At 42.3% G+C, this 16,064-nt stretch carries 14 protein-coding genes; 11 read left to right on the top strand and 3 right to left on the bottom strand.

What is annotated here, in order from left to right; genetic code table 11:
• From UYI_RS33360 to trhO, 8 genes are all read left to right on the top strand, one after another.
• Positions 1-299 (top strand): sensor histidine kinase (locus UYI_RS33360; protein WP_051035582.1); only part of this gene is annotated, 299 nt, incomplete at its 5' end.
• 219 nt (positions 300-518) lie between these two features.
• Positions 519-1,232, top strand: a complete 714-nt coding sequence (locus tag UYI_RS0124965) for a Crp/Fnr family transcriptional regulator (RefSeq protein WP_016869410.1) — start codon at positions 519-521, stop codon at positions 1,230-1,232.
• Between the two features lie 141 nt (positions 1,233-1,373).
• Positions 1,374-2,072 carry a Crp/Fnr family transcriptional regulator gene (locus UYI_RS0124960; RefSeq protein ID WP_016869409.1) on the top strand — a complete coding sequence of 233 codons (699 nt, stop codon included), beginning with the start codon at positions 1,374-1,376 and terminating at the stop codon, positions 2,070-2,072.
• Between the two features lie 254 nt (positions 2,073-2,326).
• Positions 2,327-2,782, top strand: coding sequence for a response regulator (locus UYI_RS0124955; protein WP_016869408.1), 456 nt, complete (start codon positions 2,327-2,329; stop codon positions 2,780-2,782).
• Between the two features lie 332 nt (positions 2,783-3,114).
• A complete protein-coding gene (locus tag UYI_RS0124945; protein WP_016869406.1) occupies positions 3,115-4,614 on the top strand; it encodes a sensor histidine kinase in 1,500 nt (499 codons plus the stop codon).
• 243 nt (positions 4,615-4,857) lie between these two features.
• On the top strand, positions 4,858-6,459 hold the full coding sequence (locus tag UYI_RS0124940) for a sensor histidine kinase (protein WP_035139025.1): 1,602 nt from the start codon (positions 4,858-4,860) through the stop codon (positions 6,457-6,459).
• Between the two features lie 22 nt (positions 6,460-6,481).
• Complete coding sequence (locus UYI_RS0124935; RefSeq protein ID WP_016869404.1) at positions 6,482-7,123, top strand: DUF938 domain-containing protein; 642 nt, start codon at positions 6,482-6,484, stop codon at positions 7,121-7,123.
• Between the two features lie 261 nt (positions 7,124-7,384).
• On the top strand, positions 7,385-8,263 hold the full coding sequence (gene trhO / locus UYI_RS0124930) for an oxygen-dependent tRNA uridine(34) hydroxylase TrhO (protein ID WP_016869403.1): 879 nt from the start codon (positions 7,385-7,387) through the stop codon (positions 8,261-8,263).
• A gap of 173 nt (positions 8,264-8,436) precedes the next feature.
• Here trhO and UYI_RS0124925 read toward each other — a convergent pair whose 3' ends face one another.
• Together UYI_RS0124925 and UYI_RS0124920 are read right to left on the bottom strand one after the other, a co-directional pair.
• Positions 8,437-8,910, bottom strand: a complete 474-nt coding sequence (locus UYI_RS0124925) for a hypothetical protein (protein ID WP_016869402.1) — start codon at positions 8,908-8,910, stop codon at positions 8,437-8,439.
• Positions 8,911-9,158: 248 nt separating this feature from the next.
• Positions 9,159-9,821, bottom strand: coding sequence for a class I SAM-dependent methyltransferase (locus UYI_RS0124920; protein ID WP_016869401.1), 663 nt, complete (start codon positions 9,819-9,821; stop codon positions 9,159-9,161).
• A 586-nt stretch (positions 9,822-10,407) separates the two neighbouring features.
• On the opposite strand from UYI_RS0124920, the gene UYI_RS0124915 reads away from it, so the two are divergent.
• Both UYI_RS0124915 and UYI_RS0124910 read left to right on the top strand, forming a co-directional pair.
• Positions 10,408-13,071 (top strand): PAS domain-containing protein, encoded by a 2,664-nt coding sequence (locus UYI_RS0124915; RefSeq protein WP_016869400.1) that lies wholly within the window; start codon positions 10,408-10,410, stop codon positions 13,069-13,071.
• 23 nt (positions 13,072-13,094) lie between these two features.
• Complete coding sequence (locus UYI_RS0124910) at positions 13,095-13,520, top strand: response regulator (RefSeq protein WP_035139024.1); 426 nt, start codon at positions 13,095-13,097, stop codon at positions 13,518-13,520.
• On the opposite strand, the gene UYI_RS37185 is transcribed toward UYI_RS0124910, so the two are convergent.
• Positions 13,501-13,668: a hypothetical protein gene (locus UYI_RS37185; protein ID WP_157226388.1), complete on the bottom strand. Its 168-nt coding sequence runs from the start codon at positions 13,666-13,668 to the stop codon at positions 13,501-13,503. The two genes, UYI_RS0124910 and UYI_RS37185, sit on opposite strands and share 20 nt — an antisense overlap.
• A 135-nt stretch (positions 13,669-13,803) precedes the next feature.
• Between UYI_RS37185 and UYI_RS0124900 the strand changes: the two genes are divergently transcribed.
• Complete coding sequence (locus tag UYI_RS0124900; RefSeq protein ID WP_016869398.1) at positions 13,804-16,056, top strand: hybrid sensor histidine kinase/response regulator; 2,253 nt, start codon at positions 13,804-13,806, stop codon at positions 16,054-16,056.
• The last annotated feature ends 8 nt before the right edge of the window (positions 16,057-16,064 follow it).

Here is a 16,064-nt window from a genome sequence, read left to right as displayed (position 1 = left end):
CCCCCACCTCCCCACCTCCCCACCTCCCCACCTCTTCACAAACCTCCACCTCCAAAAAATGGGTGCGTCTTTGGGTAGAAGACAATGGAATTGGCATTGCTAGCCAACATCAAGAACGAATATTCAGAACCTTTGAGCGCTTGCATGGCATAGAATCTTATCCCGGAACTGGTATCGGTTTAGCGATTATCAAGCGGGGTATTGAGCGTATGGGAGGTAGGGTAGGAGTTGAATCGCAATTAGGACAGGGTAGTCGATTTTGGATTGAGTTACCCCAAGGCGATTCAAACAGTGAGTAGTTAACAGTTATTAGTCAGAAAAACTGATAACTGATAACTGATAACTGTAAAGTTATAATCTGTACGCTAACGTACTAATCTTCCACTAGGAAGAAGAAGTAGTTTGCAAATTTTTATTAACCTATGACAACTTCTCACGTCGTCACTAGCTCTCAGAGTATGCTTTCCATTCTCTAGCAGCTACGTGCCGTCCTGACTGTTCTGCCAACAGACTACAGCATGTCTCCATCCGATAGCGATCCCAGGTCGATTAATCAACTCTTGGCATCTTTACCGGATGAGGAGTATCAGCACCTGGCTCCCCATCTAGAATATATAAGGCTCTCTCAAGGGCAAATTCTCTATGATCGTGGGGAAGTGATTCGACAAGTCTACTTTCCCACCCGCTCAATGATATCTTTAGTTTCTGTTCTCAAGGATAACTCAACCACCGAATTTGCAATGGTGGGCAATGAGGGCATGATTGGCATTCCGGCATTTTTAGGCGGGAAATTTACTAATAGCCGAGCGCTGGTACAAATAGCAGAAGGCGCTTTCAAAATGGATGCTGAAGTCCTACAGCGTGAATTTGAGCGGAGGGGAGTGTTGCAAAAAAAACTGCTACTGTATACCCAAGCACTCTTAACCCAGATTGGTCAGAATGCAGTTTGCAAATTTCACCATTCCACTGAACAACAACTTGCCCGTTGGTTGCTTTGCGTTCAGGACTGTCTTGGTCGAAATGAGATATTTTTAACTCAGCAGTATATTGCTGATCTGTTGGGAACCCGTCGTGCCACAGTTACAGTTGCAGCAGGTAATTTGCAAGAAGAAGGCATGATTCGCTACAGTCGTGGAAAAATCATAATTCTAAACCGGGCCGCACTAGAGGCAACTGCTTGCGAGTGTTATGGCATAGTAACAGACGAGTTTGCTCGGCTGCTCAATCTTTAACAGTTATCAGTTATCAGTTAACAGTTACCAGTGATCATCTATCACTGATTGAATGCCGCTTATGTACGGAACCGTACAGACAGGGTTACTTCAGCCATGTCAATTTAAGATGCTTGATTTAGAATTGATGGAAGCGATGCCGTGCTAGTTAATCAGCTACTGCTGGCTTTACCAGAGTCGGAGTTCCAACGCCTTGCTCCCCATCTAGAAGAGGTGTCACTTTCCCTTGGTCAAGTTCTTTATGAAGCAGGGGAAAATATTAAGCATGTCTATTTCCCTAATCGAGCAATGGTGTCTTTGATAGCTGTCCTTGAGGATGGTTCGACAACAGAAGTTGGTATGGTGGGTAGCAATGGAGTTGTAGGCTATCCTGCATTTTTAGGAGGCGATCTCACAACAACTCGCACAATCGTGCAGGTTGCTGGTACTGCCATGAAGATAGATGCCAAGCTCCTCAAACGGGAATTTTATCGTGGTGGAGTGCTGCAAAGGCAATTACTACTTTATACGCAGGCTTTACTTACCCAAATTAGTCAAACAGCTGCCTGCAATCGTCATCATTCCTTAGAAGCACGGCTTGCCCGTTGGCTGCTCACTGCCCAAGACCATACGGCTTCTGATACTATACAAATTACTCAAGAGTTTATTGCTGAGTTATTAGGTACACGACGCTCTGGTGTGACTGTGGCAGCTGGCTTATTGCAACAAGCAGGTATTATCCGCTACAGTCGAGGTCGGATTACGATTCTCAATCGCTTGGCTTTAGAGGCAACAGCTTGTGAGTGTTACGGTTTTATTAGAAAAGAATTCGATCGCTTGCTCAACGAAGAGCAAAAGTAAGTTATCCCAATTTTTTGAACAATATCAATAAGTCTTTTTTGGGAAAAATCTGGGTCTTATGTACGCAAGCGTACAGAGCGCTCCTGAGATTTATGTCATGCTATAAGAGTCTTTCTATGACTGTCCTCTGAAATAGTAAATACATTTGACTACTAAACACCGATATGAAAACTCTGTTTAGCACAACCAAATCTTATACTATTTATTTCTCTACTGGCCTCCAGAAATAAAAAATCTCAAGGAGCCAGCTTGTAATGATGAGTCATGGTGAATGTAGTATCTTGCTGGTAGAGGACGATCCCAACGATATTTTCTTAATAGAGAGGGCATTTCGTCGGGCAAATTTGAAGCACTCCATCCATGTTGTCAAAGATGGAGATGAGGCGGTTATGTACCTTGAGGGTCAAGGTTGTTACATAGAAAGAGAAAATTATCCATTGCCAGCGTTAATATTGCTAGATTTAAAACTACCGGGTCGTTCTGGTCTGGAAGTTCTAGAATGGCTCAAGCAGCAACCGTTACTCAAACGAATTCCGGTGGTAGTTCTCACATCTTCACGAGAAAATATTGATATTGACCGTGCTTATGATATGGGGGTAAACTCCTATCTAATTAAACCTGTTGCATTTAATGCTTTGCTGGAGATGATGCAGGCACTCGACTCCTACTGGCTACAATTTAATCAGTATCCTTCTGTTTATTTTAGTTAATCCTAGAGGGCAGAAGGCAGAGGGCAGAAGGCAGAAGGCAGAAGGCAGAAGGCAGAGGGCAGAAGGGGTTCCCCACAAATTCGCTCTCCGAATCGCGAATTTGTGGGGGCCCCGCAGAAGGCAGAGGGCAGAAGGCAGAGGGCAGAAGGAATATTCTTTATATTTCCCATCTCCCCATCTCCCTATCTCCCTATCACCCCACTGCCCCTAATCCCCAACGCCAGGTGCTTTATGCCGGGAAACCCGTCCACCGCACTGGCTCCTCCCTGTCGGTCGTGGGGTCCGGTGAGTTCCCCATCTCCCCATTTCCAGTCAATGGGTAACAACCAGCGATGAGTACTCAGGATCATTCAATTCAACGCATTTTGCTGGTAGATGATAACCCAGACGATCGCTTGTTGGTGATGAGAGAATTAAGTCGAGAGTTTGCTCAAGCTCAAGTAATAGAAATTATTGATGCCAATGCATTGAAACAGGCATTAGCAGCAAATGATTTCGATTTGGTCATTACTGATTATCAACTCAACTGGACAACAGGTATTGAGATTTTGCGTGCTGTCAAAGCTCGCGATCACAATTGTCCTGTGATTATGTTTACCAACACTGGTTCCCAGGAAATTGCGGTTGAGGCAATGAAAGCAGGACTAGATGACTATGTAATAAAATCCACAAAACATTTTCTTCGCCTGAGCCAGGCTGTACGCTCGGTGTGGCAACAACACCAAACTAACCGTAAAGCAGCCCAGTTAGAACTACGGTTACAGTCATTATTGAATCAACTGAGAATAGGTGTATTTCGTGCTACACCTGAGGCAAAAATTTTAGATGTAAATACGGCATTTCTAAATATTTTGGGTTTGCCATCTTTGGAGGAAGTTCAATCATTTATTAGTGAACAACTCTACTCCTTTATGACCAACGAACGTCCTGCTGGTCAAGAGTGGGAACGGGAAATACAATTCCAACGCCTCGATGGGAAAAACATCTGGGTATTGTTCAGTGAAACCCAAAATCAGCTAGATGGTGAAACATTTATAGATGGCTTGATGGAAGATATCACAGAGCGCAAGCAATCAGAAGCAGAGATTCGTCAGTTGAACCAAACATTAGAACTTCGAGTCCAAGAGCGTACAGCCCAATTAGAAGCTATCAACTGTGAACTCGAGGCTTTTGCTTACTCAGTTTCTCATGATCTGCGCTCGCCAATTCGCCAAATCGATGGATTTGTTAATTTATTAAAAGAACACTTAGAAAACACGACCCGTGATGAAATAAGTCTACGTTACCTGCAAGCAATTTTAGAACTAACTAACCGGGCAGGTAAGCTAGTAGATGATTTGCTGACTTACTCCCGCACCGGACGCGCAGAAATGCACTACTCTATCGTCGATATGAACCGTCTAGTTTGGGAGTCAAAGCAACAGATAGAAATGGTTTTCCCCGATAGGAATATCATTTGGTATGTCCAGCAACTACCTCATGTGTGGGGCGATCGCTCTTTATTGCGCCTTGTTTGGCAAAATTTGATTGAAAATGCTGTAAAGTTCACTCAACTGTGCCAGCAACCAATCATTACTATTGGCAGCATTGAGGATGAGCATGAAACTATTTTTTTTATTCAAGATAATGGTGTGGGATTTGACATGCAATATGTCAATCGCTTATTTGGTATATTTCAACGCCTTCATAACCAAACACAGTTTCAAGGAACAGGCATAGGACTTGCTAATGTCCAACGAATCATTCTCAGACATCGTGGCAGAGTCTGGGCAGAGGGAGATATAAATCAAGGAGCAAAATTTTACTTTAGCTTACCAAAAGAAAATATTTAATTACAGTGGGTGATGGGGTGATGGGGAGTGTGAGGAGTAAGAGATAACTAATAACCATTAACCACTAACAACTAACAATTAACAACTAACAACTAACCACTAACCACTAACTATTAACAGATTTCTAATCTACATCGACAGCTAGATGTGTGAACTTACTAAATTTCTTGAAAATAATGCTGCTAGGTTCCTATTAAAATAGGAAATTTGTGGCGTGGCGACACTATTTTAAAAAATCATATCATGATGCGTATTCTGCTGCTGGAAGATTCTTGGGCAGATGCCGAGCTTATCGGTACGTCTTTAAAAAAGAGTATAAATGATTGCGAGTTGGTACGGGTAGAAACTCGTACAGATTTTATAAAAGCTTTGAAAACCGAAACCTTGGATGTAATTTTGGCAGATTACGCTCTTCCCTCTTTTGATGGGTTTTCTGCTTTAGAACTTGCTCGTGCTATCTGTCCAGAAGTACCATTTATCATCATATCTGGGATACTTGGTGAGGAGCGAGCTATTGAAACTCTCAAAAGTGGTGCTACAGATTATGTACTTAAACAACGCCTAGAGCGACTAGTTCCAGCAGTGGAACGAGCCTTGCGAGAAGCGGAAGAACGAAAATTGCTCAGGCAAGCAGAGACAGAATTACGCAAAAGTGAAGAACTATTCCGCACCTCTGTAGAAACCATCTTAGACTGCTTTGCTATTTACTCTGCCATCCGCGATACCTCAGGTAAAATCATAGACTTTCGCATTGACTATGTGAATGCAGCTGCTTGTGAAAATCATGGTTTAACACAGGAAGAGCAATTAGGTAAGTGGTTGTGTAAACTCATGCCCGTACATCAAACAAGTGGTCTGTTTACAGAATACTGTCGGGTTGTAGAAACAGGTCAACCACTGGTAAAGGAGTTGTTGTTGGCAGACGGGGAGAGGGAAAGACAAGGGGGACATGGGGAATGGTTAATAACCAACAATCAACAACCAACCACCAACCATCAACCACCAACAAGAGCCTATGATATTCGTGCTGTGAAGTTTGGGGATGGGGTAGTTGTGACTTGGCGGGACACAACCGAACGCCGACAAGTCGAAGAAGAACGAAAACAACTAATAGCCCAAGAGCAAGCAGCTAGAGAAGAGGCTGAAAAAGCAAACCGCCTCAAGGATGAATTTTTAGCAGTTGTTTCCCATGAACTTCGTACTCCACTTAACTCTATGTTGGGTTGGGCGCACATACTTAGAAATCGGCAATTAAATGAAGCGATCGCTACTAAAGCTTTGGAAACAATTGAGCGTAATGCCAGACACCAAAAAAAATTGATTGAAGATATCCTTGATGTTTCCATGATCATTCAGAATAAACTCCGTTTGGAGTTACAGCCTCTGTACTTAGTTCCAATTGTTCATGCTGCAATAGAAGATATACAGCCACAAGCTCAGGCTAAATCAATCCAAATAGAATCTATGCTTAGTCCCTTCATCAGTCCGGTTATGGGCGATGCGGAACGGTTGCAGCAGATTATATGCAATCTCCTCTCTAATGCCATCAAATTTACTCCTCCTGCTGGTCGAGTGCAGATTTTGCTTCAACAAATAGAGTCTTTTGCTCAAATTACTGTCACCGATACCGGACAAGGCATTAGTTCCGACTTTTTACCCCATGTGTTCGATCGCTTCCGTCAAGCAGACGGCACTACAACCAGAAAATATGGAGGATTGGGACTAGGACTTGCGATTGTTCGGCATTTAGTTGAAATGCACCACGGTCATGTTTATGCTGCTAGTGAGGGAATCGGCAAAGGAGCAACATTTACAGTCCAACTGCCAATCTACAAAATAGAATAGAAAACCTGAAAATTACCGCCTGATGCACACACCACAAGATGCGCGCCAACACACTCCAGCCACCCAGCGCAATCGTGAACCAATTCTAGAAGTACTCATGCAAGTGTTGCCCACTACTGGTAGTGTATTAGAAGTGGCTAGCGGTACTGGAGAACATGCAGTTTATTTTGCTCCTCGTCTGTTTCCTCGTCAATGGATACCTTCTGACCCTAATCCCCTACATCGTGCTAGCATCGCTGCTTGGAGAAAACATGTACCGTGTGAAACTCTTCACCCACCTTTAGAGATTGATGTACGTGAGCCAGTCTGGATAGTGGAGAAAGAAATACCATTTCATCCGTCACCAATTACAGCCATAGTCAATATCAACATGCTCCACATTTCACCTTGGGATGCTTGTTTGGGACTAATGGCAGGTGCAGGTCGCATTCTTTCGTCTGGTGGTATCCTCTACTTGTATGGGCCACTCAAACGGGACGGCAAACATACTGCACCAAGTAACGCTGCTTTTGATGAGTATCTACGCGCCCAAAATTCAGAATGGGGGGTACGTAATCTCGAAGATGTGGTAACAGCAGCTAGTACACACAATCTGAGTTTAGTCAATGTTTATCAGATGCCAGCAAATAATTTTTCAGTAGTATTTAAAGTGAATTACCCTTGATGTGGATTAATGGGTTGACCAATAGTTATGTTTTAGAAACGAACACCGATACACACCGATAAACACCGATGGTTACAGATAGATTATCCGTTATGCGTTTATGTTCAAGCGAATATGAAATTATATTAAGTCCGGCTAATTGCTTACGATATAAAGCTTAGGCATTAAGCATGGGAAAATCATCAGTATCTTAATTACCAATTACCCATTACCCATTACCAATTACCCACCCCAACGGATAGTATAAGTGTTCAAGCGGAAATGACATTAGTTGTTGCTACATTTTATAAGTTTGTTAAACTGCCAGATTACGTTGAGATACAACAACCTTTGCTGTCTTACTGCCAAGCACAAGGCATCAAGGGAACTATTTTACTGGCCGAAGAAGGTATAAATGCTACTGTTGCAGGTTCCCGTGAGGCTATTGATTCCCTACTGTCTTTTTTGCGTTCTGACTCCCGCTTGGCTGATTTGGAACATAAAGAGTCTACTGCTGAGGAACCACCGTTTCAGCGTATGAAGGTACGCCTGAAAAAAGAAATTGTCACTATGGGAATGGCTGATATTGACCCTAATGAAAAAGTGGGAACTTATGTTAGTCCCAAAGATTGGAATGCAGTTATTTCCGATCCAGAAGTAGTGGTAATTGACACTCGCAATGATTATGAATTTAGTATTGGTACTTTTAAAAGAGCGCAAAATCCCGCTACAGAATCATTTCGGCAATTTCCAGAATATGTAAGTAATCACCTTGATCCTAGTCAGCACAAGAAGGTAGCACTATTTTGTACTGGTGGTATTCGCTGTGAAAAAGCTTCTTCTTTTATGTTGGCACAAGGTTTTCAAGAGGTTTATCACCTCAAAGGCGGGATTCTCAAGTATTTAGAGGAAGTTCCACCAGAGGAAAGTCTTTGGGAAGGAGAATGTTTTGTCTTCGATGAACGGGTAGCTGTGAGTCATGGTTTGGAACCCGGTTCTTATGAGATGTGTGTCGGTTGTGGACATCCTATTTCGGAAGCTGACAAAAATTCTCCCAAATATGAAGAAGGAATTAGTTGTCCCTACTGTTTTGATAGTCTCACTCCAGAAAAGAGAGAACGTCTGGAGGAGAAAAAACGACAGATGTCAAGGGGGATATAAGTTATACCAATTTGAAAAAAGAATGCGACAGATGAATTTTGTACAGACGCGATAAATCGCGTCTCATATTCTGAATGTGTCGCAAACATTTTTTGAATCGGTATTAGCTGAGGAGTGTAGTTTTCACAAAGAACTTGAAAATCGCTTATGCTTAGTTTATTTTTCCTGCTTCATTAATTAGCTGCGGTGGCGAAAAATTCTTGCAATTTCTCTGTCTTTGTAAATGCTAAGTATTGAGAAGCCATTTCTGGAGTTAACAGTTCTATCATTAATCTGTTTTCTACCCAAAACTCAATCACATCAAAGAAAGACTCGCGACTACAGCGCACCACGCGCCAACCTTCATTCATACCAACTTGTTCAATTTCTGCTTGGCTGATAGGTACAGAAATTGCTGCATGGGTAGCTGTGAACATAGAAGCATTGGCATTATGGACAAACATACACTGTTCATTTGCTGCTGCACCAGGTACGATTTCAGACCCCAAAGGATAAACTTCAATTGCTGTACCGTGTTCATCGCCAGGAAAGACAAAGTAGCTACCTGGGTGAGGAGCAAAGGGTGCGATTTGTCCTTTCATTACTTTTGCTAAAGCTTGTGCAACACGTTGGGGATTTATGGCGGAAATTGAAATGTGGTGAATCATAGGATAATCTTAATCTTCCAGATGTGACAGGATACAAGCGATCGCTATCCGATTCCGCAAATCAAAAGGTTGTGTTGTAATGTTTTGATTTAGGATATTGTATCTAGCTAGGCCTTGAGTGGTATGTGTTAAAGGCTTTGCGTCAACCTCTGTTTGGATAAAAGAGAGTTCACAACCAGAATTGGTAAGACTTTCAGCCTATAAATTTTACCCTTTGTGCAAAACACCTACAGGTTGACGCAAAAATTCTAATTTTTCATGGCTAAAGTCAAACCATCAGCGATCGCTAACATGCTCAGTGTCACTCTTTGATCTTGATGCAGTTTCTGATTAAATGCCCGAATTTTATTAGTTCGATTATCCTGTTGTTGAGGATCTGCTACTCGACCTGACCATAGTACATTATCGATCGCAATCAGTCCGCCTCGACGCACGAGTTGCAAAGCTAGTTCGTAGTAGTTGTCATAGTTGCTTTTGTCGGCATCAATAAAAGCAAAATCAAAGGTTTCTGCTTCTCCTGCTGCGAGGAGTTTTTCTAAAGTTTCCAAAGCTGGGGCAAGGTGCAAATTGATTTTATCTGCTACACCCGCTTTTTGCCAGTAACGACGAGCGATCGCTGTATATTCTTCATCTACATCACAGGCTACTACTTTACCGTCGGCTGGTAAAGCCAATGCAACTACTAAAGAACTATAACCCGTAAATACACCTATATCTAAAGTCTTTTTTGCTGCAATTAATTTAACTAGCAATGCTAAAAACTGTCCTTGATCGGGTGCGATTTGCATTGTGGCCATAGAGTGCTGTGTCGTTTCCTGACGCAGCTGAGTTAAAATTTCCGGCTCTCGCAAAGATACTGAAAGTAAGTAGTCATAAAGAGATTTGTCTAGTCCAAGAGTTTTATTGTTCATAAAGTGCGATCGCTTTTTATATATTCTTTTCTGTTTTTATCGCAAAAGTGCATAAGTTGATTCTGCCTACACCCATTAAGAAGACAAAGGGGAAGCTACCAAACTTAACTTCTGTAACAATTTGCTACCAACTCTCTTAATCAAAGCTACACATAGTTTGTAGTTGTGTCAGGGACGCAACTACAAACATTTTTTAATTCTGATACTTTTTCACAAATTCTTGAAACAAATCTTCCCCTCGTCTCCCCTGTCCCCCTTGTCTCCTTGGTCGCCAAATTTATCAAACTTATACTGAAACTGTATGAACCCCGACTGTATCCCTAAAGGGCCGAGGAACTGAATAACTTGTGGCGGAAAAAAATTATTGTGTTGTAGAAAGCACGATCACTCAATAATATATTGAGCTTTTTTACAAAAATCTTAAAAAACTCCTGTGAAAAATGAGTTTTACACAAATAATTTACTAATTTAAAAAATAATAAATTTATAGTGCATTTAATTTGTAAATATTAAGCAGTCAAGATATTTACTAATTTTGGGTTTTACGATTCTGAAGCTGGAAGATTAATTTGCTTCACCCATATTCATGAAAGCTCTACCAAATATTCAGCAAAGGGCAAGATTAGCAGCCCTGCATCACTACCAAATACTTGATACTGTCAGCGAAACTGCTTTTGATCATCTTGTGCAGTTAGCAGTCCTGATCTGTGGTACGCCGATCGCCTGTATCAATTTTGTTGATGAAAATCGGCAGTGGCTCAAAGCAAAAGTTGGTTGGGACGTCACTGAACTACCATACGATGTCGGGATGTGTCCTGTCTGTATTCAGCAAAGAGATGTTTTCATTGTTTCTGATAGCTTGGCAAATCAAGTATGGGCAGAAAACCCAATTACAGCAACGCCTTACTACGTGAGATTTTACGCTGGTGTACCTCTGGTGACACCCGAGGGATATGCGATCGCCACCCTGTGCGTGATGGATCGTCAACCCCGACGACTTAACACCGAACAGGTAAAGGCTTTGCAAATTTTAGCTCAGCAAGCAATGCTTTTACTGCACAAGCAATCCACCAACACAATAATAAGGGATTGCCAACATGTAGAAGCAGCACTACGGGAAAATGAACAACGCCTCAAGCTGGCATTACAAGCTGGTAAACTAGGTTCTTGGCAGGTAGATTTAAAAACCGGGGAACTGTTTGCATCGAATCAGTGCAAAGCCAACTTTGGTTTACCTCCCAAAATAGATTTTTCCTATCAAATGCTGTTTGACTGTATCCACCCAGACGATCGCAATTATGTAAGGGATTCTGTCAAGCAAGCTCTAGAACAACAAATTGATTATGAAGCAGAGTACCGATGTATTTGGCCAGATCGCAGTGTCCATTGGATATTAGCGCGGGGGCGTGGCATCTATGAAACTGATGGTACACCGATGCGGATGATTGGTGTCACCTTGGACATCACCGAACGCAAGCAAGCAGAAGAAGCCTTGCGCCAAAGTGAAGAACGATTACAGTTGGTGATCGATGCGACTAATGATGCTATTTGGGATTGGGATATTATCCAGAACACCTGCTTTTGGTCAAAGCGATTTTATGAGTTCTTGGGTTTACCCAATACAGGCAAAAGACACTTCTATGAATCGCTTTATCAATTAGTACACCCCGAAGATCGAGAGCAATTTGCTGAGTTACTCTACCAACATTTAGAACTCAACCAGCCTTACCAAATAGAATTGCGATTGCGTCGCGTGGATGGTAGCTACAACTGGTTTTTAATCAGAGGTAAAGTCATTCGAGATCACAATGGTCGTTCGCTGCGGATGGTAGGAGTACTCAGTGATATCTCGAAACGAAAACGCACAGAAGAAGAATTAAAACAGCAAAATCAGCGATCGCAACTTTTAGCTGAAATTGCCCTGAAAATTCGCCAACCTCTACAAACAGAAGAAATTCTGCAAACCACTGTTACAGAAATCCAAAAACTATTACACACTGATCGAGTCATTATCTTTCGACTGTGGAGTGATGGTTCCGGAACAGTAGTGCAAGAAGCACTCATCAATGGTTGTAGCTCGATTTTAGGCAGGAAATTCTTTGATCCGTGTTTTCAAGAAAATTACCAAGAAGCTTATTGCCAAGGCAGGGTTAATATCATCCCTGATGTCAAAACAGAAAATATCCATCCTTGCCACCGTGAATTTCTGGAAAACATTGGTGTGAAAGGTCACATACTTGTACCAATTATAGTCAGAGATACACTTTGGGGTTTACTAATTGCTCAGCAATGTATCCGTCCTAAAAATTGGAGTAGTTGGGAAATCGAACTATTACAACAGCTGGCAACTCAGATTGGCATTGCCTTAGCCAAAGCGCAATTATTGGAACAAGAAAGACACCGACGTGAAGAATTGGCTCGTTCCAATGCGGAATTAGAACAGTTTGCCTACGTTGCTTCCCATGATTTACAAGAACCATTGCGAATGGTAACAAGTTATTTGCAACTTTTAGAGAAAAAGTATAAAAGCAAACTTGACAGCAAAGCTGATGAATTTATTACCTATGCTGTAGACGGTGCGAGGCGGATGCAAACCTTAATTAATGATTTGTTGAGCTTCTCCCGTGTCAGCACCCGTGGACAGCCTTTTGGCGTAGTTGATTGTCATACTGTTTTGCGACAAGCGCTTGCCAATCTCAAAGTCGCCATTACCGAAACCCATGCAGTCATCACCCACGACGAACCTCTACCCCAACTCATCGCCGACAGTACCCAACTGGTACAAGTATTCCAGAACCTGATTAGTAATGCCATCAAATTCCGCAGCGAACAGCCGCCACAGATTCATATTGGCGTAGCAAGGACAGATGGGGAGGTGGGGAGAACCGGAGGTGGGGAGAATATAGAATTAGGTTCTCCCCATCACCCCATTGCCCCCCAACCCCACAAAGTGGGGACCCCTAGCCCCCCATCACCCCATAATAGAAACCCCATCACCCCATCAAAAAATGAATGGCTCTTCTGGGTGCGTGATAATGGAATTGGTATCGAAGAGCAGTATTGCGATCGCATTTTTATCATCTTTCAACGTTTGCACACCCGTGGCAAGTATCCCGGTACAGGTATCGGCTTGGCAATTTGTAAAAAAATTGTGGAACGCCACGGTGGACGTATCTGGGTTGAATCGCAGTTAGGTCAAGGCAGCACCTTCTACTTTACATTTCCAGATAGGATAGGTAGGGCATCGTGAATGTAAATACTTTAATAGATGTTATGCCTATTGAGATTTTGTTGATAGAAGACAATCCCGGTGATGTAGAGTTGACCAAAATTGCCTTAGAAGACAGCAAAATCTCTGTAAACTTAAATATAGTTGAAGATGGCGTAGAAGCGATCGCGTTTCTACGTAGAGAAGGTAAATATGCCAATGTTCCCTACCCAGACATTGTTTTGCTAGATTTAAATTTACCGAAAAAAGATGGCAGAGAAGTACTAGCAGAAATCAAAGCAGATGAAAAACTAAAGCGAATTCCCGTAGTCGTGCTGACAACTTCTCAAGCAGAAGAAGATGTTCTCAAGGTCTATAATCTCTCCGCTAACTGCTATATTACCAAGCCAGTTGACTTTGACCAATTTGTCAAAATTGTACAATCTATAGAGAACTTCTGGTTTACCATTGTCAAGCTGCCGCCGGAGTAGGGAGAGGTGGGGAGGTGGGGTGATGGGGAGGTGGGGAGATGGGGTGATGGGGCAATGGGGTGATGGGGAGATGGGGTGGTGGGGAGATGGGGTGATGGCGTGATGGGTGTGAGGAGTGTGAGAGGTGTGAGGAGTAAGTATTAAACAACTAACAACCAACCACTAACTACTAACCACTAACTAATGTACCAGACGTGCCATGGCACGTCTGGTAGAACCACTAACCACCAACAAACAACAACCAACAAACAACAATCAACAAACAACAATTGACTAATGACAAATGATCAAAGTTTTGTTGGTAGAAGACAATCCCGGTGATGTCCGTCTGTTGCAAGAATTCTTGTGGGATGTCACTACTGCACAGTTTGAATTGATGCCTGTTGAGCGATTAGACAGGACGCTGAAGTTGCTCAATCAAGAAAGCTTTGATGTCATTTTACTCGATCTTTCTTTGCCAGATAGTCAAGGTTTGGAAACTTTTATTACTTTACACCACCAAGCACCAGCTATTCCGATCATTGTGCTGACTGGTTTAGATGATGAGAGTTTGGCTCTGCGAGCTATGCAGGAGGGGGCGCAGGATTATCTGGTTAAAGGACAGGTAAGTGGTGATTTATTAGTGCGTTGTATGCGCTACGCCATTGAAAGACAAAGAATTGAAGAAGCATTGCGTCAAAGTGAGGAAAGATTTCGAGTCGCACTCAAAAACTCCCCCATTGTTGTTTTCAACCAAGATAAAGAGTTACGTTATACCTGGGTTTACAATACTTCACCGGGTTTTATTAACGAAGAAATTTTAGGCAAACGAGATTTAGACCTAACTGCTGCTGCTGATGCCCAACTGCTTTTTAATATTAAACAACGTGTCCTGGCAACGGGAATAGGAATAAGAAAAGAAGTATCAATAACTACTGCACAGGGAATACGATATTTTGATTTGACAGTAGAACCGTTGCGAAATGAAGCGCAAGAAGTAGTAGGGGTGACTTGTGCCAGTATTGACATAAGCGATCGCAAACTTGCTGAAGAAAAAATCCGCGAACAAGCTGCACTACTAGATATCACTACAGATGCAATTTTTGTCCGAGATTTAGATAATCGGGTTATTTTGTGGAACAAAGGCGCGGAAAATCTCTACGGGTGGCAAGCACAGGAAGCTTACGGCAAAAAAGTTGTGGAACTTTTATATGATGATGAACCCCCAGAGGAACTGGAAATAGCACTTTTAGCAGTGATTAATCAAGGTAAGTGGCAGGGGGAACTACCTAGAATTACTAAAAGTGGTAAGAAAGTTTTAGTTTCTAGTCGCTGGAGTTTAGTTTGTCAAGAAGACGGTACACCAAAATCTATTCTCACTGTTGATACAGACATTACTGAGAAAAAGCAGCTAGAAACGCAATTATTTCGCGCCCAACGTCTAGAAAGTATCGGTACTTTAGCCAGTGGCATTGCCCACGACCTCAACAATATTCTCACACCGATTCTGGCTGTATCTCAACTATTACCACTGAAATTCCCTGAGATTTATTCTGGACATGAACATCTGCTAGAAATACTCGAAGATAGTGCTAGACGTGGTGCTGATTTAGTCAAGCAAGTTTTGTCTTTTGCCCGAGGTGTGGAAGGCAAGCGTATGACTTTGCAAGTCAAGCACTTAATCCGAGAAGTTGTCAAGATTGTCAAACAAACTTTCCCCAGATCCATTGAAGTGTGTATAGATGTAGCGCCAGATTTGTGGACAGTTTATGGAGACAGCACACAACTACATCAAGTGCTGATGAATCTGTGTGTCAACGCTCGTGATGCTATGCCAGATGGTGGGAGTTTGACGATTTCAGCAGACAATCTCTTGATTGATGAAAACTATGCTCGTATGAACTTGGAAGCCAAAGTCGGCCCTTACACTGTGATTACTGTAGCAGACGCTGGTGTTGGTATTCCCAGAGAAATCGTCGAGAGAATTTTTGAACCATTTTTCACTACCAAAGAATTAGGCAAAGGAACGGGTTTAGGACTTTCCACAGTGATTGGTATTATCAAAAGCCACGGTGGCTTTGTCAATGTCTATAGTGAAGTAGGGCGTGGTACTCAATTTAAGGTTTACTTGCCAGCAGCACAGGGAATACAAATAGAGTTAACACCACAGTTAGAACCGCTAGCAGGTAAAGGAGAATTGATTTTGGTGGTAGATGATGAACCTGCTATTCAAGAGATTACTAGAGCATCACTAGAAACTCATAACTACAAAACCCTAGTGGCTAGTGATGGGATTGAAGCGATCGCATTATATGCCCAGAATCGGAACAAAATTAGTGCTGTCCTCATGGATATCATGCTACCGTCTCTAGACGGTTTAACAGCTATTCGTACTTTGCAAAAAATCAATCCGACAGTCAAAATTGTTGCCACCAGCGGACTAGCCTCCAGCAGCAAGTTAGCGGAAGCATCAACAACCAATATCAGTGGATTTTTGTCAAAACCTTATACTGTCAAAGAATTATTACTGACTTTACAGAAGGTTCTGAATGGTTAGTGGTTGAT

The sequence above is a fragment of the Fischerella muscicola PCC 7414 genome, from assembly GCF_000317205.1.
GTDB lineage: Bacteria > Cyanobacteriota > Cyanobacteriia > Cyanobacteriales > Nostocaceae > Fischerella > Fischerella muscicola.
Note: the sequence above shows the minus strand (reverse complement) of the source record. Positions and strands in the feature narration are given on the sequence as shown.